The organism is Enterococcus sp. AMC2644 (genome assembly GCF_058216475.1).
In genome coordinates, this window is sequence record NZ_CM177095.1 from 1580914 (window position 1) to 1606425 (window position 25512).

The window sequence follows — 25512 nt, forward strand, 5'->3', positions numbered from 1 at the left end:
GATTCTCTTTGCTGTGATAGCATCTCTTTTTAAAGTATTGTATGATAAGAGTGTGGAAGGAGAGAAAACGATGCCTACAATTAAGGATATTGCCAAATATACAGGGGTCAGTCCAACAACTGTTTCAAATGTCATTCATGGACGAACGACTAAAGTATCAGCAGAAACTAAATTAAAAGTTGAAAAAGCCTTAAAAGAATTAAGGTATCATTCTAATATGGCTGGCCGTTTATTAGCAAAAAATGGCTCGCGAATCATTGGTGTCATTTTCCAAGATGACAGTGCGATTGCCACTCATACATACGATAATCCTTATTTAGGTGAATTCGTACAAGCTGCGGAAACGGCTATTAGGGAAGCTGGCTATTTTATGATGTTTCAACGTGTGTCTTCAGTTGATGATGGACTAAAGTTAGTTCAAATGTGGAATTTAGAAGGTGTCGTTTTGTCAGGAACATCCCCCAATGACTTGAAGGAATGGACGAATAGTTTGAAGATTCCGATTGTCTTTTTAGACATGTATCCACCGCAAGAGGAAGATATTTTAACTATTGGCGTGAATGATTTACAAGCAAGCTATGAGATGACGCATTACTTAGTCTCTAAAGGGCATCAATCGCTGGCTTTTATCGCTTTTGGCGAATCTTTTGACGATTGGATAGGAGTCGATGCAAAACGTGCACAAGGCGTAAAGAAGGCCTTGGAAGAATATCAATTACAACCCAATTATTTCATTGCGCCAAACAATGAAGACGCCTTTGCGTTATTTATTCAAGAACTTGCTAAAAAATATGTCGGGCGTATTACCGCCTTGTTCTTTGCTTCAGATTTAATGGCTGTACGTGCACAGTCCGTATTATACAACCAAGGTTGGAACATCCCAGAAGATTTTTCGATTGCTGGTTTTGACGGGACGTTATTAGCAAAGTTAGCAACTCCACAAATTACGACTATCTATCAGAATATATTGCAAAAAGCTGAAAAAGCCATTCAATTATTAGTAGCTGATATTACAGGAAAGCCTATCAGACAACGGAAAATCCAAATTGCGACAACTTTTATTGAAGGACAATCGGTCAAAAAAGTCCAATGAAAGCGTTGACTATTATAATGATAAACTGTATAGTGTTAACAGATGGTGTTTCGAAACACCTAAATCAATCTCCAAGTCCAGAATAAAAGAGCTTCTTTTATTCTGGTAAAAAAATAACGTTTGGTGTTACGTAACACCTAAGTAAAGTATAAACTTTAAATGAATCATTGGATTGCAGATTAAAGTATTAGGAGGAAAAAAATATGAATAAACATTGGTGGCAAGAGGTCGTAGTATATCAAATTTATCCACGTAGTTTTAACGATAGTAATGGCGATGGCATTGGTGACTTACGAGGAATTATTGAGAAACTTGATTACCTAGAAAAACTAGGAATCGGAGCTATTTGGTTATCACCAGTTTATCAATCACCAAATGATGACAATGGGTATGATATTTCTGATTATGAAGCCATTATGGATGAATTTGGCACGATGGCAGATATGGATGAACTGTTAGACGAAGCAAACAAACGCAATATTAAAATTGTGATGGACTTAGTAGTAAACCATACCTCAGATGAACATGCATGGTTTGTGGAAGCTAAAAAAGGGAAAGATAATCCATATCGTGAGTATTATGTATGGGCAGATCCAGTGAATGGTGAAGCACCTAATGATTTACGTTCAGCATTTTCTGGTTCAGCATGGGCATTTGATGAAGCAAGTGGACAATATTATTTACATCTTTTCAGTAAAAAACAACCGGATCTAAATTGGGAAAAGCAAGAAGTTCGCCAAGCAGTCTATGATATGATGAATTTTTGGATTGATAAAGGGATTGGTGGTTTCCGGATGGATGTTATCGATTTGGTAGGGAAAGTGCCTTTAAAAGGAATTACTGGTAATGGACCTCAGCTACATGAATATTTACAGGAAATGAATCAAGCAACTTTTGGCAATTACGATTTGTTAACTGTAGGTGAAACGTGGGGAGCTACACCAGAAATTGCAAAAATGTATTCTGATCCAAAGCGTCATGAATTGTCTATGGTTTTCCAATTTGAACATATTGGGTTAGATCAACAAGAAGGAAAATCAAAATGGGACTTACAGCCAATTGACATTGCGGAACTAAAAACAGTGCTAGCTAAATGGCAAACAGAATTGGGTGATGAAGGCTGGAATTCATTATTTTGGAATAATCATGACTTGCCACGGATGATTTCTCGCTGGGGAAATGACCATAAGTACCGCGTGCAAAGTGCAAAAATGCTAGCGATTTTACTGCATATGATGAAGGGAACACCTTACATTTACCAAGGGGAAGAAATTGGGATGACCAATACATTGATTACGGATATTTCGCAAGCTGAAGACATTGAAACAATTAATTTATACCATGAACGGCTAGCAGAAGGGTATACAGAAGAAGAAATTCTAATTTCAATCAATGCTAAAGGTCGGGACAATGCTCGTCGACCAATTGCTTGGAGTAACGCTAAGAATGGTGGGTTTACCTCGGGAACACCTTGGTTAGCCTTAAATGATAACTATAAAGAAATTAATGTTGAATCTGCGTTAGCTGATAGCAATTCAATCTTCTATACGTATCAAAAACTAGTACAATTACGTAAAGAACATCCGATTATGATTTGGGGTGATTTTGAATTAGTAGATACGGTTGCTGAAGTGTTTAGTTATTACCGAACTTATAAAGATGAACGTTGGTTAGTTGTGACAAACTTTTCAAATGAACAGCAATCATTTACGTCAGAAGAAGAAATTTTAGAAACGGTGATTACCAATGATGAACCGGTGACTACTCTAAAAGATCTTATTTTAAAACCATGGCAAGCATTTGTTGTGAAAGTGAAATAAAAAAATTAGGTCTGTGATATAAGAAAGAACAAGACGAAAATATCCGAACAAAATAGAATGAGTTAGCCATCAAGGCGAAATTGCGATGAGGGCCAAGCTTCTATTGTTCGGATATTTTACGGTCAATCAACTTAGTCACAGACCTATTTTTATGGGGATGATTTTCTAATGTTTTTTAAGAATAAATGTGTTGGAAGTTAAAGGCTGCACCAATCAGATTAGCATTATTTTGGTATTCACAAGCACGGACTTCGGGCATAATTGAAGGAACCCCAAATGCTGTTAATAAAGCAAGCAAGCGGACTTTGACTTCTTCTGTAACTTCTGGTCGAGCCGAGATGCCACCACCGATAATCACCATGTCAGGATCAATCGATACTTGAATATTATAAAGAGCTTCTGCAATATTTTGGTACATTTCATCTAAAGCAGAGATAGCTTGCTGATCACCAGTATCTTTACGCTCAAATAACTCTTTTCCAGTGATTGAGTGTCCAATTTTTTCAGAGAAACGCGAAGCAGTGTTAACAGCAGTGCCATTATAGCTTAACGAATTACCGTTACGGTTTTGCATTAAACCAAATTCACCACCAAATAGATGTGCACCTTTATAAAGCTTACCGTTGATGAAAATCGCGCCACCTACCCCTGTACCAATGACTACAAATACGGCATGATTGACCCCTTGACCAGCACCAATTTCAATTTCACAAATACCAGCACAGTTGGCATCATTTTCAATCGAAACAGGGAGTCCTAGATAAGATTCTAATTCATCAAAAATAGGGCGCTCATGAATATAAGGAACTGCACTAATCCCATCAATACGCCGGTCTGCAACATTGACTGCACCTGGCGAGCTAATCGCGACTCCTGTAATTCTTGTTTCATAAGAATCAATTACTTTTTTCAATTGGCTTTGGAGTGCTTCAAAGGTGTCAGGCGTTGGAAATTGATTGACATGATGTAATGTTTTTTGATCCCATAAACCATATTTTACAGCAGAACCACCAATATCAAAGACTGCAATACTCATATTTATTCTCCTTTAAAATCCATTATTTTCTGCTAGTTGTTTATACCAAATACCACTTTTTTTCAAGCTACGAGCAAAGTTATTTTCTAAATCCACGCGATAGAAGCCGTAACGGTTACGATAGCCATTTAACCAAGACCAGCAATCGACAAAAGTCCATGTATGATAACCAAAACAATTACTACCTTCTTCAATACCTTTGTGAAGGTAGGTTAAATGATCTTGCATAAATTCAATGCGATATTCATCTTGGATCATGCCATCTTCCATAAATCGTTCTTCATCAGCGACCCCCATACCGTTCTCACTGACATACCAAGGCAAGTTATTGTAGTCATTTTTCATCATAAGCGCAACATCGTAAAGCGCTTTTGGATAGATTTCCCATCCACGATAAGGGTTAATTTTCTTTTCAGGCCAATCGTAGTGTCCGTATAAATCACTTGGCATTTTTGCTGGGAAGTTAGGTTTTTCTGGTGCTTGAACTCGACGTGGTTGGTAGTAATTTAAGCCAATAAAGTCAACCGTGTTCTCTTTTAATAGCTGTTTATCAGTTGCTTGAGTAATCGGTGTTAACTCATGTTTTTGGATGAGTTCGATTAACGCTGCTGGAATTTCCCCATGAACGGCAGGATCGAGAAAACTACGCGTATTCAATAAATCAGAGGCCTCTTTTGCTTGTAAGTCTTCTGTTGATTCACTGCGAGCATAAGCTGGCGAAATATTTAAAATTAGGCCAATTTGTCCGTCAGGTAGAACGTCACGAAAAGCTTTTACTGCACAGGTATGAGCTAATAATGTATGATATCCGACTTGGACCGCTTTTTTAAAGTCGACAACGGCTGGATAATGGAATTCAAATAAATAACCACATTCAATATGCACAAGCGGTTCATTAAAAGTCGTCCATTTTTTGACAATATCTCCGAATAATTCAAAAGCCGTTTTTGCATAAAATGCAAAAGCGTCTACGGATTCACGTGTTTCCCAACCACCTTTTGCCATTAGCCACATCGGCATATCAAAATGGAATAAATTAACAATCGGTTCTACTCCATGACGAATCATTTCTTGAAAATAATCGCGGTAAAAAGCCACAGCTTCGTCATTAATCGTTTGACCATCAGGAAGAAGACGTGTCCATGCGATGGATGTACGTAGGGAATTTAATCCAATCTCTTGCATACGCTGACAATCTTCTTTATAAAGCTCATACATGTTAGAAGTATTGGTAGGTCCTTGATGGTCATTGAATTTTTCTGGATTAATCTGGTACCAATAATCCCAGGTTGAAGCTGATTTACCATTTGTTAAACTATGTCCTTCTGATTGTGGGGCTGAAATTGCGGCACCCCATAGGAAGTTCTCTGGAAATTTTTTCATTTGATTTCGTCCTCCATAAAATTAGCGATAGAATCACGCCATAAAATTTCGTTGTTACATACATAGGTTGTCGCTGTTAAAGCTTCTTTTGATTGAATACGTTCAATTATTCTTTTTGCAGCTAGTTGACTAATTTCTTTGATTGGTTGTCGCAAGACTGTCAGTTTAGGATAAACAATTTCGCTTAAATCAAAATAGTCGAAACTGGCAAAAGAAATATCTGTGCCGATTTGTTTCTCACTTTCATAAAGTGCTTGTAAGGCACCTAGCGCTGTTTTGTAATTACACACAAAGACAACTGAGATATCTTGCTTCAGTAATTGTTGCATATTGTGATAGCCACTTGCTTTTGAATAGTCGCCAAAATAGATTGTTGACGTTACGTGAGGATGCTTATTAAGTGCTTCCTGGATACCAGTCAGTCGTTCTTTAGCGATAATATCCTGTTGTGGGGCAGCAATAATGCCAATATGTTGATGCCCATAAGCAATAATTTTTTCAATCACTGTTTGTGTACTTTGACGATTATCCATCACAATAGAATCAACGTTATCTAAAGGTAAGGGTGTATTAATTGATGCGACAGGAATGGTTAAGCCTTTGATATATTGCTGGTCAAGTGTGGTTGGCTCAATTTCAAATAACAATAGCCCATCAATTTGTCGTGCCATTAGAAAGTCTAGTTTTTCTTTTAAGCGACTGGCATCGTCTCGTAAAGCACTGACGACAATACTATAACCTAGCTGTTCTAACTCATCTGAAACAGTCGCAATAAATGTTGCAGAAAACTGATTTTGGACATGATTCATCAAAAGACCAATGGAACGAGTTTGTTTATTTTTGAGACCACGTGCCAAAAAATTTTCTTGGTAATTTAGTTCCTTGATGGTAGTTGCAATTTTTTCCATATTGGAAGGCTTTAATTGATGCCCATTTAAATAACGTGAAACGCTACCGACGGATACACCTGCTTGTGCGGCTACTTCTTGAATTGTTGCCATATTCATCCTCCATTTCAGCCTATTTTTGAATCGATTCAAAAATAGAGTAGCATAAATAAAAATAAATGAAAACCCTTTTTTTAAAACAATATAAAATTTATGAAGTTGTATGATATTTTCATTTTTCTATTGACTTTAGGAAAACAAGTCTGATATATTCATTACAACTTCATAAATAAACACTGTGAAAAAGAAAGTAGTGAACTCATTTTTTTCGTTAGAGAGTCTCGGTAGCTGAAAAGAGATAAAAAATACGTTCGACGAAAATGGCTTTTGAGTGGATCTTCTGAATAATTAAGAAGATACGGTTTGCCCCGTTAATTGGCGACAGTCTCCACAAATTGTGGGTACTGATAGAGGTAGTGTTTGTGAGAATACTACGTGATAAGGTGGTAACGCAGAGTAATGCCCTTAGATGTCTTAGGATATCTAAGGGCTTTTTTTTATAAAATAAAAAGGGAGAGATAATATGACTATTCCATTTCGTTGGGATCAAGTAGGAAGTTTTTTGCGTCCAGAAGAATTAAAAGCAGCACGCGCAGCCTTCAAAGAGGGAACAATTACGAAAGAAGAATTGTCTGCAGTTGAGGACAAGGCGATTATTGCATTAATTGCAAAACAAAAAGAAATCGGCTTAAAATCAGTGACTGATGGCGAATTTCGTCGTCGTTGGTGGCATCTAGATTTTATTGCAGGTTTAAATGGTATAACCGTTTATGATTTTGAAACCACTGCTTTTGGGTTAAAAACAGAAGCACAAGGAACCTATGTTAGTGGGAAATTATCTTTTGATTCAGCTCATCCGTTTTTAGATCATTTCCGTTTTACAAAAGAGCATGCAGGCGATGTACTAGCAAAACAAACAATTCCTGGTCCAAATATGATTTTTCTTGATTCATTTATTCTATCGAAGCAATACCATGACAACCCAGTCTATGAAAGCAAAGAATTGTTTATTCAGGATTTGATTACAACCTATCGTCAGGTCATTCAAGCATTTTATGATGCAGGATGTCGGTATTTACAATTAGATGATACTAGCTGGGGTGGCTTATTTGATGATCGTTTTCGAGAGTTGATTGTTAATAATGGGTATAATCCAGATGAATTAATTCAAGAGTTTGGAGATATTACTGAAGCTGTTTTAGAAGAAAAACCTGCTGATTTAGCCGTTACTTTCCACTTTTGTAAAGGGAACTTTCAGTCTCATTGGTTGTATAACGGCTCTTATGATAAGATTGCGAAGCGGCTATTATCAATTGAGGCATTTGCGGGTTTCTTTTTAGAATTTGATGACGAGCGTTCAGGTAGTTTTGAACCGCTAAAAAATATTAAAGATCAGCGGATCGTTTTAGGGTTAGTAACAACAAAAACATCAGAACTAGAAGACAAAGAAATATTAAAAGGACGCATTAAAGAAGCAAGTCGATATGTACCATTGAATCAATTATGTTTAAGTCCACAATGTGGTTTTTCTTCAACGCATGAAGGCAATAAAGTCAGTGAAGAAGATCAGTGGAAAAAATTTGCATTAATTATTGAAACAGCCAAAGAAGTTTGGGGCGACCAATAGTCGTTTCATTAAAAATAGGAGGAATAAAATTATGGCAGAAGTAGAAAGCTTTACACTGGATCATACAAAGGTAAAAGCACCGTATGTTCGTTTAATTGCAGAAGAACATGGAACAAAAGGGGATGTAATCGCTAATTATGATTTGCGATTTTTACAACCAAACGAAAAAGAAATGCCAACAGGAACAATTCATACGTTGGAACATTTGTTAGCTGATTTGATGCGTGATCGTTTGGAAGGAATTATTGATATTTCTCCATTTGGTTGCCGTACAGGATTCCATTTAATTACATGGGGTGTTCCAAGTGCAGCTGAAGTTGCTAAAGCTTTAACAGAAGTATTAACGATTATCGTTAATGAAACAAAATTTGAAGATATTCAAGGTGTATCCGAAAAAGAGTGTGGAAACTATCGAGATCATTCTTTATTTGGAGCAAAAGAATATGCCAAGTTGGTACTTGAACAAGGAATTAGCGAGGATGCATTTGAACGTAATATTGTTAAATAAAGCTTGAATTGATTGCCTTGGTATTACTCTGTGATTACCGTGTAGTTCCAGGGCTATTTTTTTATCTAAAATACGCTTGAAATGTGCGTTTTATTGAGGAGGGAGTCAAGTGGGATACTTTTCAGAATTAGTTGATAAAGTTGTCTTAATAATTGGTAGTAAACAAGGGATTGGCGAAGCTGTTGTTTCAACGTTTTTAAACGAAAAAGCGATTGTAATCGCTGCAGATATTGGTTTTGAAGAAGAGAAAATGGTGAAAGTGAATGACCATCTTTATCAAATACATTTAGATGTTAGTCAAGAATATGCGCTGCAGAATCTTGTGGAAGAACTAGAAAATTACCAAGTGATTCCCGAGGTGTTTGTGGATGTGGCTGGAATTTCTACTATGGATTTCTTAACTGAAAGTAAAACGACTGATTTTGATAAAGTATTAGCTGTTAACACTCGTGGTGCTTATTTAAGTAGTAAATATATTGTCAAATTAATGCAAAAGCACCAGAAAAAAGGACGCATTCTCTTCATTGCTTCTCAAGCTGGAAAAAATGGTTACCGTGGCATGTCCGCCTATGTTGCATCCAAACATGCTGTATTAGGATTATGCAAAACATTAGCGCTAGAAGTAGCAAATCAAGGAATTTTGGTTAATGCGATTTGTCCAGGAATTATTGAAACACCTATGAAACATCGCGAGCGTATTGAAGGTGGTTCTATCCGTGGGATGACAGCACAAGAAGTTCTTGAAGAAGACAACAGTCAAGTACCACTAGGTCGAACAGGTACACCGCAAGATGTAGCAAATGTTGTTTTATTTTTAGCAAGCCCGTTAGCTAGTTATATGACTGGACAAGCCATCAATGTAACAGGCGGTATGACAATGAATTAAAGGAGCGAATCAAATGAAAAAATGGTTAAGTAGTTTATTGATAGCAAGTATCCTTTTGTTAGGGGCTTGTGGAAATCAAGAAAAGACAGAAGAGACAAAAGAAACAAAAGAAGTAGCAAAAGAAGAAACAATTCGGATTGCTTCAGTGGGACCAGATGCAGAAATTTGGCGTTTTATTGCAGAATCTGATGCCGTAAAAGAAGCTGGAATTAAACTAGAGGTTCAAGATATAACAGGCGGTGCGATTACCAACAATGCTGTTGCAGATGGAGATGCAGATGCGAACGCTTTTCAATCAATTGGCTATCTAGAAAGCTTTAATGCAGAAAGCCCTGTTAAATTAGTCCCAGTCGCAACAACTTATATTGAACCAATGGGAATTTATTCAAATAGATTCAAATCAATTGAAGAAATTACGGACGGTGCAACTGTTGCTTTAGCTGATAATCCTTCTAACACTACCCGCGGGTTACGTGTGTTGGAATCAGCAGGTTTGATTAAATTAAAAGCTGATTTTGATGACGGGATTGGGACACCAGATGATGTTGTTGAAAATCCTAAAAATTTAAAGTTTACTTTAATTGATGATTTGACAGGACCACGTGTTTTACCCGATGTTGATTTAGTATTAATTAGTAATACCATTGCTTTTGAAGGGGGTCTAAATGTTTTAGAAGACGCTATTTATCGTGAAGAAGCTGACGCAACAACTCGTAAAAGTATTAACATTATTGCGGTTAAAGAAGATCGTGTAACTGAAGCTCTTTTACAAAAGTTAGGTGAATTATATCATGATCCAAAAGTGCAAGAATTTGTTACTGAAAAATTTGATGGGACAAAAGTAGAAGTTGATGAACCAGTAAGTGATGTATGGGAGGACTAAAGTGAAAATTGCAATCGTTGCTGCAATGGCAGAGGAATTGGCACCCTTTCGTGCTAATTTTGCTACAGCTGTTGTTTGGCATAAAGGAAAAACTATTATTGAAAAAGCTGATGAGACGTTATATTTAGTGGAATCAGGAATTGGGAAAACCAATGCAGCTGCCACTGCAGCATGGGTTTGTGAAAAAGTCCAACCTGATTTAATTATCAATACAGGAACAACTGGCTCTTTTCGTTCAGAGTTTGCATTAGGAGATATTGTCTATACTGATAAGTTTGTCTATAGCGATGTTGATGCGACTGGATTTAACTATGCCTTTGGTCAAGTACCACAGATGCCCGCTGATTATCCTGTAGCTGAAAAGTGGTTGGCTAAAATTGCAGAGGCGTTGAGAGCAAGTTCGATTCATGCTCATTTGGGTACGATTGTGACATCTGATTCGTTTATGAGTGATACACAATCTATTGCTGCCATTCGTCAAGCATTTCCTACAATCGCTGCTTCAGATATGGAAAGCTGTTCGTTAGCACAAGTAGCAAGCTTTTATGAAATTCCAATTATCAATGTTCGTGGAATCTCGGATCATGTAGGGGATACTGCGCCGGAAACGTTTGACAACACATTGAATTATGCTGCAGAACAAGCTTTTCAAGCAGTAAATACTCTTTTGAAGCAGCTATAAAAAAAGCTGATGTCACTGTGCTGAGAAGTTCCTAATTTTCGAAGAATTGAAAATTAGGAACTTTTTATGATTTCCCCATAATAAGCTTCTGTTCAAGGGACTCTGAACTTGACATTAAAAAAATCCCAAAATGTTTGTCGATTATCTTTTTCAATGGTTCGGTCATTGGGCGCCATTTTTTTAATATTGCCAAGTGGACAATTTTTCTAACGCATGTTAGACTTACGTGTGATTAGAAAGGATGATGGTTATGTTTTACGAATCCTATTTAAAATTTATCAGAAAAGTAGCTCTTAACAATTGAAGATGAGGCATTGTTAAGAGCACGCTATAGATACTTCATCAAAAAGGACGAGGCTTATTTGTGGTGTTCTTTTTGGTGAGTGATAGATAGAGCCGTGGACAATGCGTCTACGGCTGTTTGTTTGTACAGATAAAGAAATGGAGAGAAAAATGCTAAGTTTAATTAATATTACCCAACAATTTGGAGATAAAATTTTATATGAAAATTTAAATCTACAGGTCAATAAAGGAGAACATGTTGGTTTAATCGGACAAAACGGTGCTGGTAAGTCAACGTTAATTAAGATTATTACAGGAGAACAGTTACCCGATGATGGACGCGTAGAAATTGCGAAAAATTGTCATATGGGCTATTTAGATCAATATGTCCGTGTGAATGAAACATTAACGATTGAAGAATTTCTTAAAACGGCTTTCCAAAAAGAATTAGATATTGAACAAGAGATTACCGAACTTTATACCACCTATAGTGAAACTTTAGAAGATAAACTCTTAGAGCGAGCTGGTCGCTTACAAACGCAACTTGATCAGGGCGAATTCTATCAAATGAATACCTTAATTCAAGAAATGGCGACAGGTTTAGGAATTGATGTATTAGGCCTAGATAGTTTGTTAAAAAATTTAAGTGGGGGCCAACGTTCAAAAGTTATTTTAGCTAAATTGTTGTTGGAAAAACCAGATATGTTGGTATTAGATGAGCCAACGAACCATTTAGATGATACCCATGTCCAATGGCTGACAGACTTCTTGAAAGGCTTTAACGGGACTTTCCTAGTTATTTCGCACGATCGAGCTTTTTTAAATGACATTACAACTCATATAGCCGATATTGAATTTGGACAGTTAACAAAATATACAGGAAACCTAACAAAAGCTTTAAAACAAAAAGAAGCCAATCGCGAAAGTTATTTGCGTCAATATGAATCGCAAAAACGTCATATAGAAAAAACGGAAGCTTATATTCGTAAATATAAGGCTGGTTCACGTTCAACAATGGCAAAAAGTCGTGAGAAACAATTAGATAAAATTGAGCGTTTAACACCACCAAGTGATACAGCAAAACCAAATTTTCAGTTTCCTTATAAACCAATTGTCAGCACTTTGGCCTTAACAACAGATGCTTTAGTAGTAGGCTATGATAAACCCTTGTTAAATCCGATTAATTTGACGATCCGTTATGGTGAAAAGATTGCGATTCGTGGTTTTAATGGTATTGGAAAATCGACTTTATTGAAGACGCTGATTGGTGAAATTCCTGCGATTTCTGGAGAATATCATTTCCCAGCCAATACTAAAATTAATTATTTTTCTCAAGAATTAGTTTGGGAATCACCTTTGGAAACACCTCTGCAATACCTAGGTAATTTATATGAAAAAGCAACAGTGAAGGATTTGAGACGCCAATTATCAAGAGCAGGCCTAGTTAATCAATTAGCACAAGAACCGTTAAAAATGTTAAGTGGTGGCGAGCAGACAAAAGTAAAGCTAGCTCAAATGACCATGACAGAAGGTAACTTATTAATTTTAGATGAACCAACCAACCACATCGATCAAGAAACAAAAGAAAGCTTGCAGCAGAGTTTAGCAGAATACGAAGGAACCGTTATTGTTGTGTCTCATGAACAAGATTTTTATGAAAATTTTGTAGAACGTGTAATTGAAATTGAGGGATAAGTAGATGATTGAACAATTTAAAGATTTACATTTAACCGTGATGGAGTTACCTGTTGAGGTAGTTGAAAACAAGCCCATTTACTCAGGTTATCTCAGAGAGTTACCCTTTATTACTGGGGAAGGTAATTCTCGAGTAGACCTGTATCGGATGCTGATGGAACGGTATCAAGAGTATGTAGAAACGCAAATAGTCGAAGAATCTACCGAGGAAATGACCTCGTCGTTATTAAGTGTCGAACAATTACTTAAGTATTATGATGGTGAAGTTTTTGATGGCTTTGATATTGATTTAGAGAAATAAAAGTAAAAAACCAAACGACCACTTTAGTCTAGAGTGGTCGTTTGGTTTTTTGCTATAAAAGGTATTGAATAATAAGCGTAGCAATACCAACTAAAAAGGTGCCTAAACCAGTCCAAAACACAATTTTTTTCACTGGTAGAGGTGATGTCTGAGGGCGTTTACGACGGTTATCTTTTTTCTTTTCATGAGGAATAACAGGGATAAACAATGACATTAGCAAGAAAATCAAACCTAATAACGTGATTCCCAATGCAAGAATAGTTAATTTAGTAATTTCAACAACTTTAATGATTTTGGCTAAAAAGGTATGTTGTTCAATATTTTCCTCGATATTCGAAGTAACTTCACGATAAGAAACACTTATAGGAACGACAGTAGTTGCTACTACTGGTAGAGCTTTTTCCAAAGTTAGTTGGTCATCTTTCAAAGCAAAGGTTGGTTCTTGTCCTTTCTTCACGACAGCATACCAATCATTTTCTATTTGAATCGTCTGCTTATTAATTTCTTGTTGTCCTGCAGAAGTAATTTCTTTGTACTCATAATCAGCAAATACTTGCTTCATTAATGTATTACTGATTGGAAATAAAGCTTGTTTACTTTCGGGATTTGCCAAGTCACCGACTCCAGTAAGGACAGTGATGACGCGTAAGCCATTTCGTTTTGCAGTAGTAATTGAGTTGAAGCCAGTTGCTGATTGACTTGTCTTAATACCATCGACACCTTTAAAGGCAAAAGGGCGACTGTACAAGGAATCATTATCTGTTTCAAATTTTTCTTCATATAAAGAATCAGGTAAAACTGTAAAAGAAGTTTCTTTAGTAATCTCTAAGATTGATGGAAATTCACGAATTAAATGATAGGCTAGAATAGCTAAATCTTTCGCAGTAGTTAAATTTCCTGTATTAAAATCATAGCCTTCTGGTTGATAATAACCATCAAATTGAATTGCAGGAATACCGGTAGCAGTATTGAATGTGGTTTGCGTCATTCCTAATTCAACCGCTTTGTTATTCATCTGTGTGATAAACCGACCATCTTGTTCTTCTAGTAAGTTAGCAAGCATTAATGTAGCAACATTTGACGAAGGAATTACTGCTAACTTGATTAAATCACGTACCGTGTATTCAATGCCTGCAATAATATTATTGTTGTTTAATGAATGAATTTGTCCGATAGCCTCGTCATTTTGCGTGGCAATAACTTTTTGGTCTAAACTTAAGGTGCCTTCTTGAATTGCTTCTAAAATTAAATAAATTGTCATTAAATTTGAAAGCTCTGCAGTATCAATACTTTTAGTTGCATCTTGTTCCCAAAAAATTTGACCATTTTCAGCTTCGATAACAATACCTGTTCCTGGTAAATCTGTTTCTGGAATATTGTAATTATCCCGAGTGAGTTGCTCAAGTAATGTATCTGCAATCACCGGCTTTGTCACTGTGAATATATAGAAAAAAGCCAATAGACTAATTAGAAATCCAATTTTTTTCGTTTTCAAAACAGCTCTCCTTTAGATATAGTATTAACTATTATTTTAGCATAATTTTAGAAAAAATGAGTCAACGACACAGTCAAGCATCACTGACTCATAGGTTTATAAGAATGGCATAATCCAGTTTACCCAAAGCCAACTAAAAGGCATGACCAAAATCATAGCAGGAATCATATCTGCTGTTGGAAACATTTTGACATGAATCATCCGAAAACCAGTTGCTAGCATTAAAAAACCTCCACAGGCTTTGAAATCTAAAATCATATCTGGTGTGGTCAATGGGAAAATAATCTTGGCAGCATAAAATAAAGTGCTGAAAATGAGTAGTTGTGGAAGAGCGATGACAGAAACCACAAATCCTAAATTGCAGGCAAAAATTGCTGCAGTAAAAAAATCTAAAATAGATTTAGAGATTAAAATGGAATGATCACCAGTCATTCCCGAATCTAAGCTCCCATAAATTCCAGTGCCACTTGCACAAAATAAGACGATAATAGTGACTAACGAGCGAATAAATTCCTCTTCATTAATTGTTAAATGATCGGATGGAAAAAATTTAGCAATAGGCCGTTGCATTAATAGCGCACCTTGATTAATTCTATCACCGAGTCGAAAAAATAATCCTAGGCTGGTTCCAATAACTAAAGCAAAAATTACAGCAGGCATGTATTTCATTGGTGCAATAGCATAGATACCCATACCCATTGAACAAACACCAAAAATCATCGTCAAATTATTTTTAAATTCTTCACTCAGATGATGGCCTAGGACTCCTCCAAGAATCCCTCCTAACAAAATTGCACCTGTATTCACTAACACCCCTGTCGGCATCCATTTCCCTTCTTTCCCTACCTATTACAATAGTCTAGCAAATAAATGACTCATTTATCAATAGTAAGTTGAGATTATGTATTTACAATAATTTAACATTTCTAACAAAAGATCCACAATCTTCACTGACTCTTTTCGTAAAATTTGTTAGAAATTAAAAGAGCTTTGTTACGATAGTCTCATCAAAGTATGAGGTGAAAAAATGAAAATTTCAAAAAAATTTACGATTTTAGCATTAACTAGTTCTATTTTAATTCCTGTGTTAGCAGCATGTTCTTCTGAAGAAAAAGAAAGTAATGCTTCTGAAGATGATACGCTAGAAACCATCATTGAAAAAGCTAAAGAAGAGGGAGAAGTTGCTAGTTTGGGAATGCCCGATACTTGGGCTAACTGGGTAGATACTTGGACTGATTTAAATGAAAAGTATGAATTAAAACATACCGACACGGATATGTCTAGTGCCGAAGAATTAGCAAAATTTGAATCAGAAGGTGCTAAAGGAACAGCAGATATTGGTGATGTAGGTATTAGTTTTGGACCATTAGCAGCTAGTAAAGAATTAACCTTACCTTATAAAACGAGCTATTGGGATGAAATCCCTGATTGGGCAAAAGATCAAGAGGGGCATTGGTTGTTGAGCTATACAGGAACGATTGCTTTTCTAACGGATAAAAACAATGTAAAGGAAGCACCACAATCTTGGGCTGATTTGGCAAAAGGTGACTATCAAGTAGCAGTGGGAGATGTAACTAAAGCTAATCAAGCACAATTTGCAGTGTTAGCGGCAGCAATTGCTCAAGGTGGAGATGAATCTAATATTCAACCAGGTTTAGATTATTTTCAAAAGTTTGCACAAAACGGTCGCTTATCTTCAGTAGATGCCAGTGTAGCGAACTTAGAAAAAGGTGAAATTGATGTGACAGTCGTTTGGGATTTTAATGGTTTAAATTATCGCGATCAAATTAATTCAGAGCGTTTTGAAGTAACGATTCCCACAGATGGTTCAGTAATCAGTGGATACACGACAATTATCAATAAAAATGCACCTCATCCAAATGCTGCAAAGTTGGCACGTGAATATATTTTATCTGATGAAGGTCAAATCAATTTAGCGAAAGGCTATGCTCGCCCAATTCGAGAGAGTGTGGAATTACCAAAAGACATTGCAGATAAGCTATTACCTGCATCGGATTATACGTCTGCACAACCAGTTGAAGATAATGCTAAATGGGATGAAACGGCTATGTCACTTCCTGAGTTGTGGCAAAAGGAGGTTCTCAGCCATGCCAAATAAGGCACTGGAGGAAAAATTAATTTTGATTGTGCTAGATGGTTGTCGTTATGATAGTGCAGTTGAACAAATGGGGGTCATGAATCATTTTGTTGAACATCAACAAGCGACTCTAATTAAAGTAATTGCAGAAATGCCCAGCAATTCGCGGCCATTATACGAAGTTTTAGCGACAGGTGTCCCTAGTTATCGTAATGGCATTTTGACTAATGGTCATGTCCGCCGTTCACAAGAAGTTTCTCTATTTGATTTAGTGAAACAAGCAGGAGGTACAACAGGAGCTGCTGCTTATTATTGGCAAAGTGAATTATTTAATGAAGCACCTTATGATATTGCTCAACATCGTATCCAACATGATGAACATCAAGCAATTCAACATGGTATTTTCTATAGTGAAGACCATTATCCAGATTCACATGTTTTTGCAGATGCTAACTACCTGATTCAAACTTATGCACCTAACTTCATGTTGATTCATTCAATGAATATTGATGATGTGGGCCATAAATTTACAGCGAATTCTAGAGAATATGCTGCAACAGTGAATCAAGCTGATATGATTTTAGGGATGTGTTTACCTGAATGGTTAAAGCAAGGATATCAGATTCTAGTCACTGCGGATCATGGAATGGATGACAAAGGTTTACATGGTGGTAGTTTAGCTGCACATCGCGAAGTTCCTTTATTTATCTTTTCAGCGAAGTTTCCAGAAAATAGTGGCATTCAACAGATGAATCAATTGGAATTAGCACCGTTAATTTGTAATTTATTAGGTATTGATGCTTCTGGTAAAATGCAAATTGGCAATTCGAGGGGGAAAAGTTCATGAAAAGATATGCAGGATTACTCCCTTTAATTAGTTTGTTAGCGGCATTTTTAATTGTGCCGCTGATTTTTATGCTAGTAAGTAGTTTTCAAAATGACCAAACAGGTGCATGGACAATTACTAACTATACAGAATTTTTTAGTAACTCGTATTATTATCAAGCGTTTTTTAATAGTTTATTAATTACGATGGTTTCTTGTATTTTAGGACTAATCGGTGCAATAGTGTTATGTATTTGTCTGTTGCAACTATCTGAAAAAACCCAAGAAAAAATAACTTTTGTCTCAAATCTAGCAGCAAATTTTGCAGGAATTCCTTTAGCATTCTCATTTATTATTTTACTAGGTAATGCCGGGGTAATGAAATTAATCATGCCATCTTTGCAGGTTTTTGACTTGTATTCGTGGTGGGGACTTGGATTGACATATGTTTATTTTCAAATTCCTTTAGGTGTATTATTTCTTTATCCAAGTATGCGTGAATTAAAAAAAGAATGGGCAGAAGTTGCCTCTACTCTAGGTGCAGGTTCGTTTTATTATTGGCGTAAGGTTGCTTTGCCATTTTTACGTCCATCCCTATTAACCACCTTTATTATTTTATTTGCGAATGGAATGGGTACCTATGAAACAGCTTATGCACTAACAGGTAGCAATGTGAATTTAATGACAGTACGAATTGCCTCGTTAGTCTCAGGTGATGTTTTTGCAAAACCCAATATGGGAAGTGCCTTAGCAGTTCTATTTGGGTTAATGATGATTACGTTAATGACAGTTGTTGGACGAAAGGGGAAAAAATGAAAAAATTTTTTGTAACAATAACGTTGAGTTTGTTTGCTATTTACTACCTCAGTCCCTTATTAGCAACTTTTTTTTATGCTAGTTCAACTTCGTGGGAAAAAAGCATTTTACCCGACGATTTTACCTTGCAATGGTTTGTCCAATTAGTGAGTGATAGTGCCTTTTTATGGGCAGTTGGACGTTCATTTATTTTGGCAACATTGATGACGTTGATAGTATTTGTTGTTTTAGTGCCAACCATGATTTGGATCCATCTATACTTTCCTCGTTGGGATCAAGCTTTGCAAAAAATCGTCTTATTACCTTACGCTATACCAGGAGTTATTTTAGTTACAGCGTTACTTAGAACTTATTCTAAGTCTGATATACCCATGTTTTTTGTGTTGTTAGGCGCTTTGTTTGTTTCAATGTTACCGATTGTTTACCTAGGTATTAGTAATCAGATGAAATTAGTGAATATGAAAGAGTTAGTTGAAGCCGCAGAAACACTAGGCGTGCCAATTTTTCCGATTATTCGTAGTGTGCTGATACCTAATTTAAAAGTAGGAACAACTCTAGTATCGCTAATGGTATTTTCATCTGTTTTTGGAGAATACATGTTAACGAATCTATTGATAGGTGGTCGCTTTGAAACGTTACGAATTTATATGCTTCGTCGAATGAATGAGAACGGTCATGTTGCTAGTGCCGTGATGATTTTGTATTTTCTATTTTTACTAGCAACTGCGTTTAGTATTTTTTATTTCACTAAAAAACAGACGAAAAAAATAGTTGTAAAAGAAAAAGTGGAGGAACCCGTTTATGAAAAAGTACTTAACCATTCGTGATTTGTCATTGTCTTTTGGTGAAAAGAAAATTTTAAAACATATTTCTTTTGAGGTTCAAAAAGGCGAATTTGTAACATTGTTAGGACCAAGTGGTTGTGGTAAATCGACACTATTACGTTGTATTGCTGGTTTAGAACAACCGCAAGAAGGCATTTTAGAACTAGATGGTGAGGAAATTCAAGATCGTTCCACAAGCGCTCGCGATATTGGTTTTGTTTTTCAGCAGTATGCCTTATTTCCGACGATGACTGTTTTTGAGAATGTTGCATTTGGTTTAAAGGCTAGAAAATTAGATAAGGAAGCCATCAATCAACGTGTGTTTAAATTATTAGATTTAGTTCAATTGACTGAATTTGCTGATATCAATGTCCAACGCCTCTCTGGAGGTCAAAAACAACGTGTCGCTTTAGCACGAGCACTTGCAACGGAACCCAAAATTTTATTATTAGATGAACCTTTGAGTGCTTTGGATGCTAAAATTCGCAAACAATTACAAAAAGATTTGCGCCATATTCAAAAAGAGTTGAATATGACTATGATTTTTGTTACACATGACCAAGAAGAGGCAATGTTAATTAGCGATCGAGTCTTTGTCTTAGAAGCCGGTGAAATTGTGCAAGCTTCTTCCCCCTTTGACCTTTACACTGCGCCAGAAAATCCATTTGTTGCCGAATTTATTGGCAATAATGTAAGTTTTGATTGGGAAGAACTTAACGAATATACAACAGTTTTTTCAGGAATGGGCAATCGTCATTTGTATTACATTCGCCCAGAATTAATTGCCACTAAAGAAACTAAAGGAACCTTTCGTATTCCTGTGAAATTACAAAACGTAGTTACATTGGGGAATATTAGACGTTATCGTTTTGAAACAAATCGTGGAAAAGAAATTTTTGTAGATCGTTTAAATGATTGGCAGGAAGTGCCCGATACGCACTTTTTGTATATTGATGCCGAAGATGTGATTGTTGTTGATGTTCAACGAGTTGTCAATGAATAGCTTAAGACACTTACCATTGTTGGTAGGTGTTTTTTTTAGTTACAATAGGTTGTAAGACAGAGACGAAAGAAATGAATAGAAAAAAAGTTATTGGTATCTTTTCGCATGTAGATGCTAGTAAAACAACTTTAACAGAAGCATTATTATATAAAAGTGGTCAAATTTCTCAATTGGGAAATGTCAATAAAGGCACTACTTTCTTTGATTATGAACTGTTACGTCATTATGCAGAAGTTACTTTTTGGATGGAACCTGGTGTTCTAGGACAAGTAATTATTTTACTTAGTCCTATACTTTGTCAATTTTTTCCATTTTTATTGCTCACTAATTCACTAAAATGAAATCAAATTCTCATTGTATTCAAAGTGAAATTTCTAAATGTATACGCTATAATTTAATCGAATTGATAATAAATTCACAAAATATGGAGGGAAAGAAGTGAAAAAACTAAGTGTTTTAGGGATTCTTGTAACAAGTTTGTTGGTTTTTGCAGGATGCTCAGCAGATAGTGGGCAAGAGAATAGTGCAGCATCTGAATCAATTGAAGTGACAACTGAGAAAACTGTGAAAGAGACAGCAGAAACTTCAGAAGTTTTATCAGGAGCTTCTTCAACCGATGCAACAACATCTGCTTCCATCGTACCAGATGAGTTAGTGGCGACTTATGACCCAAAAGGTTTTTCTGATGATGCAGATAAAGAAAAAGCTTTGTTTGTCATAGCTGATCCACGCGCATACAGTGTGACCAACGATTTAGCCAATACAGCGATGGCGTATTTTGAATCAAAAGATATGGAAGTAGAAAAACGTGATTTATATGAAATTGGCTTTAATCCAGTTTTATCTGAAGAAACCTTCTACAATGCCAAAGATGGTGTTGGGGAAACACCAGAAGATGTCAAAACAGAACAAGAATTTGTAACCCAAGCAGATCATATTATCTTCGTTTATCCAAACTGGCACGACACACCAACAGCAATTGTCAAAGGCTATATGGAACGTGTTTTTGCGAAACAATATGCATATAAAGACAGCGACAGTGGTTTGGAAGGATTGTTGACAGACAAAGATATTTACACCATTATGAACTGTGGCTATCTAGGTGGTGGTCGTGGATTTATCGGTGATGGCGTTGGTCAAAACGATGAAACTTGGGATAAATACATGGAAGCCTTCAAAGTATTTGACGATGATACAGCTGGTTTCTGGGGCGTAACGAATAAAGGTCGCTTTATGAATGACCAAACACCAAGTAATGATTCCGATAACTACGCAGAAGAATTAGAAACCTTACGCAATGATTTACAGACACATTTAGACAAAGATTTCTTTAAATAAAAAGTAAGAACCCTCGAACTTTTTGAATTAGTTCGAGGGTTTGTTTTACGATTATCGTGCTACTTTTGAAAAGTGACGTACAAATATAACTACATTGATGCTATCAACTGAATAGTATGTCCACTTTGTTCAATAACAGTAAGGAGATTGTCGAAGCTCAGAAAAATAGTCGCCGTATTGTCGATTGGATGCACACCTATCAGATGTATTTGAGCTAATTCTTCATCAATACACAAAATTACCTCATGTATGGAATCATTTAGCAAACCTAAAGAACTGACAGCACCTGTCGTTACACTTAGATATTTTTGTAAATCTATTTCTGAAGCAAAGGAAAGTCGGGTAGAGCCGAGTTGTTGTTGGACGGTTAAAAAAAATCAATGTTCTTTAGAACAACTAACAACTGAAATCAAAAAGATTTTGTAAGATTTGTAGAAACAAGTCAAAGTATTTGAATGCGAGAGAGAATTTAGCACCAAAAACTTACCACAATCAAGCAAGTTTTTGGTGCTAAGGCATTTTACTGTTAACAGATTTATATCACAAGCTATTTTCTATTATAAAGCACCAAAAGTAGCATGAATATAAGGAGAAATTACAATTTTTGGAATTCCCTCGGTGATTACTTGATTTTTATCTAGGTAAATATCTATTGATTTTTGAATTTCTTCTTTGCTTAATTTGCTTAAAATCAACCATTCTTTATTTTTATCATTTACTTCTAAAATCTGAATGCCTTTGGGTGGTCGGGGTGATTCTTTAGGGTTTATCAAGGGAAAATCAGTGAATTTCACAGTGTATCGAAAGTACGCAACATAACCATTTCTTTTTTTGAACAGAACAGCAATAATTATTCCAACAGATACAGAGAAAACTAAAATAAAAAGCCATTCACTAAGTATTTGGTAACCTAAAAAATCAAAAAGAACAAATAGAAAAATTAGAATCAAATCAATTGTCAACGATTTTCTCATCATTATTCCCTCCTATATGCAATAAGTTAATCATAGCGCTTTCTTGGTTAGTGAACAAGAAAAATTCACATCCTAAATAATTATTAGTAGTAATTACCACTATATATGTTAAAATAATCACAAAAAGGAAGGTGAAAATAATGCAAGCAACAATTCATTATTCAACTGATTTAATCAATGGGGGATGCAATGCATGTCCAACTGTAAAAACAACGTCGTATAGTCTTACTTTAGGAAACCTTAATACGCCTTTAGACAATTTGGATGTGTCTTCGTTAGTAATGGCAATCGTTCTAAATGCAGGGTTTCGTCAAGAATTAGTTTTAGATTTCATGAGTGAATATGTAGAATTTCAACATGATGGGAAAAAAGTTCAGTTTTTGGATGAGTATGGAAAAAGTGTCTATACATCTGGTCAAAAAGAAATTGTTTGTATGCCTATGAAAGAGCAAACCGTAATATTTGATAAGGTCAATGAGGTTTTAACTGAGATTTTTGAAATAGAACCAGTTGAATTTGTAATAGGAGAGTAATTACTGCCTCATAGTATTCCTGTTAAATGGTTCCTACAAACGAGTGGCAGCTGACTTAAGTAAGATACTATCAACCTTTAGATAATGAACAAAATTTTAATAGCTTTTACACTTGAAGAGAAATAGCGAGTAGAAAAAGAGATGGGAATACTACAAAACTAGTTGCTATCATTTACTTGTCTAACAAACAAAGCATGACAGATGACATGGATTTAGATGTCATCTGTCATGCTTATTTTTTTTCAATACAAAATAAAATAGGGGGTTGATTCTTTTGGTTAATAAATTGATAGCTTAAGACAGTGTATTCTTCTTGTGATAAGGTTCGACAATAATTAGATACAGTAGTTAATTCTGCTTGACCACCTTCATGCCCGTAATATGCAACAATGATGATTCTTCCTCTACAAGCCAGATGATTTAAACAGCTAGCTAAGGCTTGCTGAGTTGTTTCTGGCAAGGTAATCACTTGTTTATCACTTTTAGGAAGATAACCTAAATTAAATATCGCTGCATGGATTTTTTCGTCTTTACCTAGGTAATTATCTAAATGCTGATGTCCGTCATGAATTAACTTGACACGCTGTTCCAAAGTGCTCTCACACAACCGTTTTTTAGTAGTATTTAAGGCTTGTTCTTGAATATCAAAGGCAAATACCTTCCCTGTTTTACCTACTAATTCAGCTAGAAATATCGTATCATTTCCGTTTCCCATAGTAGCATCAACAACCAGATTCCCTGGTTGAACAACTTCTTTTAATAAAGTATGGCTAAAATGTAAAGCTGTTTGCAACATGTAAATGTTCCTTTCGTACATTGAATTTACCTTGGTATGAATTTCTTCGTAACAATTCTTCATCAATTGCATTTAATGTTTCCCATTTTTTTAAACTCCACATTGGTCCCACAAGGGTATCTCGAGGTGCATCGCCTGTTAAGCGATGAATAATAATTTCTTCAGGAATCATTTCAAGCTGATTGCAAGTGATCTCTACATATTTTTCAAGAGAAAGTAACTGCAAACGCCCCTCGTGATAGTCGCGTAACATTCGGGTATTACGCATTAAGTGAAGCAAATGTAGTTTGATTCCTTGAATGTCTGAATCGACAATTGTTCGCCGGACATTTTCCAACATCATTTCGGGCGTTTCTTGTGGTAAGCCGTTGATTAAATGTGTACAGACTCGAATCTGGTGTTTACGCAGTTTGGCAACGCCATCAAGATATGTTTGATAATCATGTGCACGATTGATTAAACGACTAGTTTCTTCAAAGGTTGTTTGCAATCCTAGCTCTACCCATAAATAAAGCCGCTCGTTTAATTCAGCCAAATATTCTACAACATCATCAGGTAAACAGTCAGGGCGAGTACCAATCGATAAACCAACAACACCAGGTAAATTAATGACTTGTTCAAAGCGTGCTTTAATTTCAGCAAGCGGTGCATGTGTGTTTGTAAAATTTTGAAAGTAGACGATATATTGATCGACATGTGGCCATTTTTTATGCATCCGTTGAATTTCTTTATTAAATTGGACAGGTAGTGGATCTTCAGGCGCTAAAATCATATCGCCAGATCCAGAAACACTACAAAAGGTACATCCGCCATGTGCAACAGTACCATCGCGATTGGGACAGTCAAAACCACCATCAATGACAACTTTAAAAATTTTGCTGCCAAACTCTTGGCGTAAGGCATAGTTCCAAGAGTGATAACGTTTATTTTTATCTTCCGTATAGAGAAACGGGTTCATATTAATTACTCACTTTCTATTAGAGTTGTTTGCTTTTAAAGCGCCAAATAAAGCGTTGTTTTTGGTAGTAGGGATAAGTTAACAAGAGCCAGCCTAGCCCTAAAGAAAACCCACCGATGATGTCACTAGGAAAGTGAACGCCCAAATAAATTCGACTTATACCAATTAATAAAATACAACTACCTAAAACAATTTGGCATCCACGTTTTAAATACGTGTTTTGAATAAAGATAGGTACAAAGAAAATTAATGTACCATATAGAACCATGCTAGCAGTAGAATGACCGCTAGGGAAACTGTAACTGTGTTCAGTTACCAGATGTTCTAACGTTGGACGCTCACGCATAAATAATAATTTAATCAAAGGATTAAAAATGCCTGAAATACCAATAACACCTAGGGAAAACCAGGACGCTTCTGCATAGCGTTTTCCGTATAATAAAACAAATAACAAAGCTAAAAACAAGGTAGCGATTGTGATTGGATTGGCAAATTTAGTAATCCAAAGAAAAAATGGATTCCAAGTAGGGTATAACGAACGCACCCCATTTGTTATAAATTGATCAAACGGTTGAATCCATGTGGGGTAAAACTTAATTACATAACCTAAAAATGCAAAAAGAACGAGTGAGCAACTGCCCACAAATTGAGTGTATAGTTTATTATTCATAAAAACTCCTCTATATTTATTCAAATTAACGAGTATATT

General features: G+C 35.9%; 26 protein-coding genes, 1 pseudogene and 1 other annotated feature. Of the genes and pseudogenes, 17 read left to right on the top strand and 10 right to left on the bottom strand.

The window, feature by feature from the left end; genetic code table 11:
* Nucleotides 1-70: 70 nt before the first annotated feature.
* Nucleotides 71-1093, top strand: coding sequence for a LacI family DNA-binding transcriptional regulator (locus AC4BC5_RS07705; protein ID WP_490494856.1), 1023 nt, complete (start codon nucleotides 71-73; stop codon nucleotides 1091-1093).
* A gap of 203 nt (nucleotides 1094-1296) precedes the next feature.
* Nucleotides 1297-2913: a glycoside hydrolase family 13 protein gene (locus AC4BC5_RS07710; RefSeq protein ID WP_490494857.1), complete on the top strand. Its 1617-nt coding sequence runs from the start codon at nucleotides 1297-1299 to the stop codon at nucleotides 2911-2913.
* 175 nt (nucleotides 2914-3088) lie between these two features.
* Here AC4BC5_RS07710 and AC4BC5_RS07715 read toward each other — a convergent pair whose 3' ends face one another.
* The 3 genes from AC4BC5_RS07715 to AC4BC5_RS07725 are packed head-to-tail and all read right to left on the bottom strand — an operon-like array spanning nucleotide 3089 to nucleotide 6333.
* On the bottom strand, nucleotides 3089-3949 hold the full coding sequence (locus AC4BC5_RS07715; protein ID WP_490494859.1) for an ROK family protein: 861 nt from the start codon (nucleotides 3947-3949) through the stop codon (nucleotides 3089-3091).
* Between the two features lie 12 nt (nucleotides 3950-3961).
* On the bottom strand, nucleotides 3962-5332 hold the full coding sequence (locus AC4BC5_RS07720) for a glycoside hydrolase family 1 protein (protein WP_490494861.1): 1371 nt from the start codon (nucleotides 5330-5332) through the stop codon (nucleotides 3962-3964).
* Nucleotides 5329-6333, bottom strand: a complete 1005-nt coding sequence (locus AC4BC5_RS07725; RefSeq protein WP_490494863.1) for a LacI family DNA-binding transcriptional regulator — start codon at nucleotides 6331-6333, stop codon at nucleotides 5329-5331. The genes AC4BC5_RS07720 and AC4BC5_RS07725 overlap by 4 nt, the downstream gene beginning before the upstream one ends.
* A 175-nt stretch (nucleotides 6334-6508) precedes the next feature.
* Nucleotides 6509-6749, top strand: a binding site (T-box leader).
* A gap of 53 nt (nucleotides 6750-6802) precedes the next feature.
* Between AC4BC5_RS07725 and AC4BC5_RS07730 the strand changes: the two genes are divergently transcribed.
* The 7 genes from AC4BC5_RS07730 to AC4BC5_RS07760 all read left to right on the top strand — a co-directional run bounded on the left by AC4BC5_RS07730 (nucleotide 6803) and on the right by AC4BC5_RS07760 (nucleotide 13143).
* Nucleotides 6803-7906 carry a 5-methyltetrahydropteroyltriglutamate--homocysteine S-methyltransferase gene (locus AC4BC5_RS07730; RefSeq protein ID WP_490494865.1) on the top strand — a complete coding sequence of 368 codons (1104 nt, stop codon included), beginning with the start codon at nucleotides 6803-6805 and terminating at the stop codon, nucleotides 7904-7906.
* A 31-nt stretch (nucleotides 7907-7937) separates the two neighbouring features.
* A complete protein-coding gene (locus tag AC4BC5_RS07735; protein WP_490494866.1) occupies nucleotides 7938-8414 on the top strand; it encodes an S-ribosylhomocysteine lyase in 477 nt (158 codons plus the stop codon).
* Nucleotides 8415-8523: 109 nt separating this feature from the next.
* The gene (locus AC4BC5_RS07740) at nucleotides 8524-9300 is read left to right on the top strand and encodes an SDR family NAD(P)-dependent oxidoreductase (protein ID WP_490494868.1); all 777 of its coding nucleotides are present in this window, start codon (nucleotides 8524-8526) and stop codon (nucleotides 9298-9300) included.
* Nucleotides 9301-9313: 13 nt separating this feature from the next.
* Entirely contained in the window at nucleotides 9314-10183 is an 870-nt protein-coding gene (locus tag AC4BC5_RS07745) for a MetQ/NlpA family ABC transporter substrate-binding protein (RefSeq protein WP_490494869.1), read from the top strand.
* Between the two features lies 1 nt (nucleotide 10184).
* The gene (locus AC4BC5_RS07750) at nucleotides 10185-10865 is read left to right on the top strand and encodes a 5'-methylthioadenosine/adenosylhomocysteine nucleosidase (protein WP_490494870.1); all 681 of its coding nucleotides are present in this window, start codon (nucleotides 10185-10187) and stop codon (nucleotides 10863-10865) included.
* A gap of 453 nt (nucleotides 10866-11318) precedes the next feature.
* A complete protein-coding gene (locus AC4BC5_RS07755) occupies nucleotides 11319-12842 on the top strand; it encodes an ABC-F family ATP-binding cassette domain-containing protein (RefSeq protein ID WP_490494871.1) in 1524 nt (507 codons plus the stop codon).
* 4 nt (nucleotides 12843-12846) lie between these two features.
* Entirely contained in the window at nucleotides 12847-13143 is a 297-nt protein-coding gene (locus AC4BC5_RS07760; RefSeq protein WP_490494872.1) for a hypothetical protein, read from the top strand.
* Nucleotides 13144-13195: 52 nt separating this feature from the next.
* Here AC4BC5_RS07760 and AC4BC5_RS07765 read toward each other — a convergent pair whose 3' ends face one another.
* A complete protein-coding gene (locus tag AC4BC5_RS07765) occupies nucleotides 13196-14638 on the bottom strand; it encodes a DUF1958 domain-containing protein (RefSeq protein WP_490494873.1) in 1443 nt (480 codons plus the stop codon).
* Between the two features lie 96 nt (nucleotides 14639-14734).
* Entirely contained in the window at nucleotides 14735-15463 is a 729-nt protein-coding gene (locus tag AC4BC5_RS07770) for a DUF554 domain-containing protein (RefSeq protein WP_490494874.1), read from the bottom strand.
* A gap of 202 nt (nucleotides 15464-15665) precedes the next feature.
* On the opposite strand from AC4BC5_RS07770, the gene AC4BC5_RS07775 reads away from it, so the two are divergent.
* The 7 genes from AC4BC5_RS07775 to AC4BC5_RS07805 all read left to right on the top strand — a co-directional run bounded on the left by AC4BC5_RS07775 (nucleotide 15666) and on the right by AC4BC5_RS07805 (nucleotide 21542).
* Entirely contained in the window at nucleotides 15666-16757 is a 1092-nt protein-coding gene (locus tag AC4BC5_RS07775; RefSeq protein WP_490494875.1) for an ABC transporter substrate-binding protein, read from the top strand.
* Entirely contained in the window at nucleotides 16747-17583 is an 837-nt protein-coding gene (locus AC4BC5_RS07780) for an alkaline phosphatase family protein (protein ID WP_490494876.1), read from the top strand. Before AC4BC5_RS07775 ends, AC4BC5_RS07780 begins: the two co-directional genes overlap by 11 nt.
* Nucleotides 17580-18377 carry an ABC transporter permease gene (locus AC4BC5_RS07785; protein ID WP_490494877.1) on the top strand — a complete coding sequence of 266 codons (798 nt, stop codon included), beginning with the start codon at nucleotides 17580-17582 and terminating at the stop codon, nucleotides 18375-18377. Before AC4BC5_RS07780 ends, AC4BC5_RS07785 begins: the two co-directional genes overlap by 4 nt.
* Nucleotides 18374-19204: an ABC transporter permease gene (locus tag AC4BC5_RS07790; protein WP_490494878.1), complete on the top strand. Its 831-nt coding sequence runs from the start codon at nucleotides 18374-18376 to the stop codon at nucleotides 19202-19204. The genes AC4BC5_RS07785 and AC4BC5_RS07790 overlap by 4 nt, the downstream gene beginning before the upstream one ends.
* The gene (locus AC4BC5_RS07795; RefSeq protein WP_490494879.1) at nucleotides 19179-20204 is read left to right on the top strand and encodes an ABC transporter ATP-binding protein; all 1026 of its coding nucleotides are present in this window, start codon (nucleotides 19179-19181) and stop codon (nucleotides 20202-20204) included. Before AC4BC5_RS07790 ends, AC4BC5_RS07795 begins: the two co-directional genes overlap by 26 nt.
* 71 nt (nucleotides 20205-20275) lie before the next feature.
* The gene (locus tag AC4BC5_RS07800; RefSeq protein ID WP_490494880.1) at nucleotides 20276-20545 is read left to right on the top strand and encodes a GTP-binding protein; all 270 of its coding nucleotides are present in this window, start codon (nucleotides 20276-20278) and stop codon (nucleotides 20543-20545) included.
* 97 nt (nucleotides 20546-20642) lie between these two features.
* On the top strand, nucleotides 20643-21542 hold the full coding sequence (locus AC4BC5_RS07805; RefSeq protein WP_490494881.1) for an NAD(P)H-dependent oxidoreductase: 900 nt from the start codon (nucleotides 20643-20645) through the stop codon (nucleotides 21540-21542).
* Nucleotides 21543-21631: 89 nt separating this feature from the next.
* On the opposite strand, the pseudogene AC4BC5_RS07810 reads toward AC4BC5_RS07805, so the two are convergent.
* Both AC4BC5_RS07810 and AC4BC5_RS07815 read right to left on the bottom strand, forming a co-directional pair.
* Nucleotides 21632-21895, bottom strand: a pseudogene (locus AC4BC5_RS07810) (YbaK/EbsC family protein); the annotation flags it as partial.
* A gap of 204 nt (nucleotides 21896-22099) precedes the next feature.
* A complete protein-coding gene (locus tag AC4BC5_RS07815) occupies nucleotides 22100-22519 on the bottom strand; it encodes a hypothetical protein (protein WP_490494882.1) in 420 nt (139 codons plus the stop codon).
* 137 nt (nucleotides 22520-22656) lie between these two features.
* Between AC4BC5_RS07815 and AC4BC5_RS07820 the strand changes: the two genes are divergently transcribed.
* Entirely contained in the window at nucleotides 22657-23049 is a 393-nt protein-coding gene (locus AC4BC5_RS07820; RefSeq protein WP_490494883.1) for a DUF4809 family protein, read from the top strand.
* A 232-nt stretch (nucleotides 23050-23281) separates the two neighbouring features.
* On the opposite strand, the gene mnmM is transcribed toward AC4BC5_RS07820, so the two are convergent.
* Genes mnmM through AC4BC5_RS07835 form a run of 3 tightly spaced genes read right to left on the bottom strand, consistent with a single transcriptional unit; the run spans nucleotide 23282 to nucleotide 25473 of the window.
* Nucleotides 23282-23845: a tRNA 5-(aminomethyl)-2-thiouridylate-methyltransferase MnmM gene (gene mnmM / locus AC4BC5_RS07825; RefSeq protein ID WP_490494884.1), complete on the bottom strand. Its 564-nt coding sequence runs from the start codon at nucleotides 23843-23845 to the stop codon at nucleotides 23282-23284.
* Nucleotides 23820-24803: a tRNA modification radical SAM protein MnmL/YtqA gene (mnmL, locus tag AC4BC5_RS07830; protein ID WP_490494885.1), complete on the bottom strand. Its 984-nt coding sequence runs from the start codon at nucleotides 24801-24803 to the stop codon at nucleotides 23820-23822. The genes mnmM and mnmL overlap by 26 nt, the downstream gene beginning before the upstream one ends.
* Nucleotides 24804-24822: 19 nt before the next feature.
* Entirely contained in the window at nucleotides 24823-25473 is a 651-nt protein-coding gene (locus AC4BC5_RS07835) for a phosphatase PAP2 family protein (RefSeq protein WP_490494886.1), read from the bottom strand.
* Nucleotides 25474-25512: the final 39 nt, after the last annotated feature.

Coding starts and splice junctions, on each gene's coding strand:
- AC4BC5_RS07705 (WP_490494856.1), top strand. CDS start 71: ATGCCTACAATTAAGGATATTGCCAAATATACAGGGGTCAGTCCAACA.
- AC4BC5_RS07710 (WP_490494857.1), top strand. CDS start 1,297: ATGAATAAACATTGGTGGCAAGAGGTCGTAGTATATCAAATTTATCCA.
- AC4BC5_RS07715 (WP_490494859.1), bottom strand. CDS start 3,949: ATGAGTATTGCAGTCTTTGATATTGGTGGTTCTGCTGTAAAATATGGT.
- AC4BC5_RS07720 (WP_490494861.1), bottom strand. CDS start 5,332: ATGAAAAAATTTCCAGAGAACTTCCTATGGGGTGCCGCAATTTCAGCC.
- AC4BC5_RS07725 (WP_490494863.1), bottom strand. CDS start 6,333: ATGGCAACAATTCAAGAAGTAGCCGCACAAGCAGGTGTATCCGTCGGT.
- AC4BC5_RS07730 (WP_490494865.1), top strand. CDS start 6,803: ATGACTATTCCATTTCGTTGGGATCAAGTAGGAAGTTTTTTGCGTCCA.
- AC4BC5_RS07735 (WP_490494866.1), top strand. CDS start 7,938: ATGGCAGAAGTAGAAAGCTTTACACTGGATCATACAAAGGTAAAAGCA.
- AC4BC5_RS07745 (WP_490494869.1), top strand. CDS start 9,314: ATGAAAAAATGGTTAAGTAGTTTATTGATAGCAAGTATCCTTTTGTTA.
- AC4BC5_RS07755 (WP_490494871.1), top strand. CDS start 11,319: ATGCTAAGTTTAATTAATATTACCCAACAATTTGGAGATAAAATTTTA.
- AC4BC5_RS07760 (WP_490494872.1), top strand. CDS start 12,847: ATGATTGAACAATTTAAAGATTTACATTTAACCGTGATGGAGTTACCT.
- AC4BC5_RS07770 (WP_490494874.1), bottom strand. CDS start 15,463: ATGCCGACAGGGGTGTTAGTGAATACAGGTGCAATTTTGTTAGGAGGG.
- AC4BC5_RS07775 (WP_490494875.1), top strand. CDS start 15,666: ATGAAAATTTCAAAAAAATTTACGATTTTAGCATTAACTAGTTCTATT.
- AC4BC5_RS07780 (WP_490494876.1), top strand. CDS start 16,747: ATGCCAAATAAGGCACTGGAGGAAAAATTAATTTTGATTGTGCTAGAT.
- AC4BC5_RS07785 (WP_490494877.1), top strand. CDS start 17,580: ATGAAAAGATATGCAGGATTACTCCCTTTAATTAGTTTGTTAGCGGCA.
- AC4BC5_RS07790 (WP_490494878.1), top strand. CDS start 18,374: ATGAAAAAATTTTTTGTAACAATAACGTTGAGTTTGTTTGCTATTTAC.
- AC4BC5_RS07795 (WP_490494879.1), top strand. CDS start 19,179: ATGAAAAAGTACTTAACCATTCGTGATTTGTCATTGTCTTTTGGTGAA.
- AC4BC5_RS07800 (WP_490494880.1), top strand. CDS start 20,276: ATGAATAGAAAAAAAGTTATTGGTATCTTTTCGCATGTAGATGCTAGT.
- AC4BC5_RS07815 (WP_490494882.1), bottom strand. CDS start 22,519: ATGATGAGAAAATCGTTGACAATTGATTTGATTCTAATTTTTCTATTT.
- AC4BC5_RS07820 (WP_490494883.1), top strand. CDS start 22,657: ATGCAAGCAACAATTCATTATTCAACTGATTTAATCAATGGGGGATGC.
- mnmM (WP_490494884.1), bottom strand. CDS start 23,845: ATGTTGCAAACAGCTTTACATTTTAGCCATACTTTATTAAAAGAAGTT.
- mnmL (WP_490494885.1), bottom strand. CDS start 24,803: ATGAACCCGTTTCTCTATACGGAAGATAAAAATAAACGTTATCACTCT.
- AC4BC5_RS07835 (WP_490494886.1), bottom strand. CDS start 25,473: ATGAATAATAAACTATACACTCAATTTGTGGGCAGTTGCTCACTCGTT.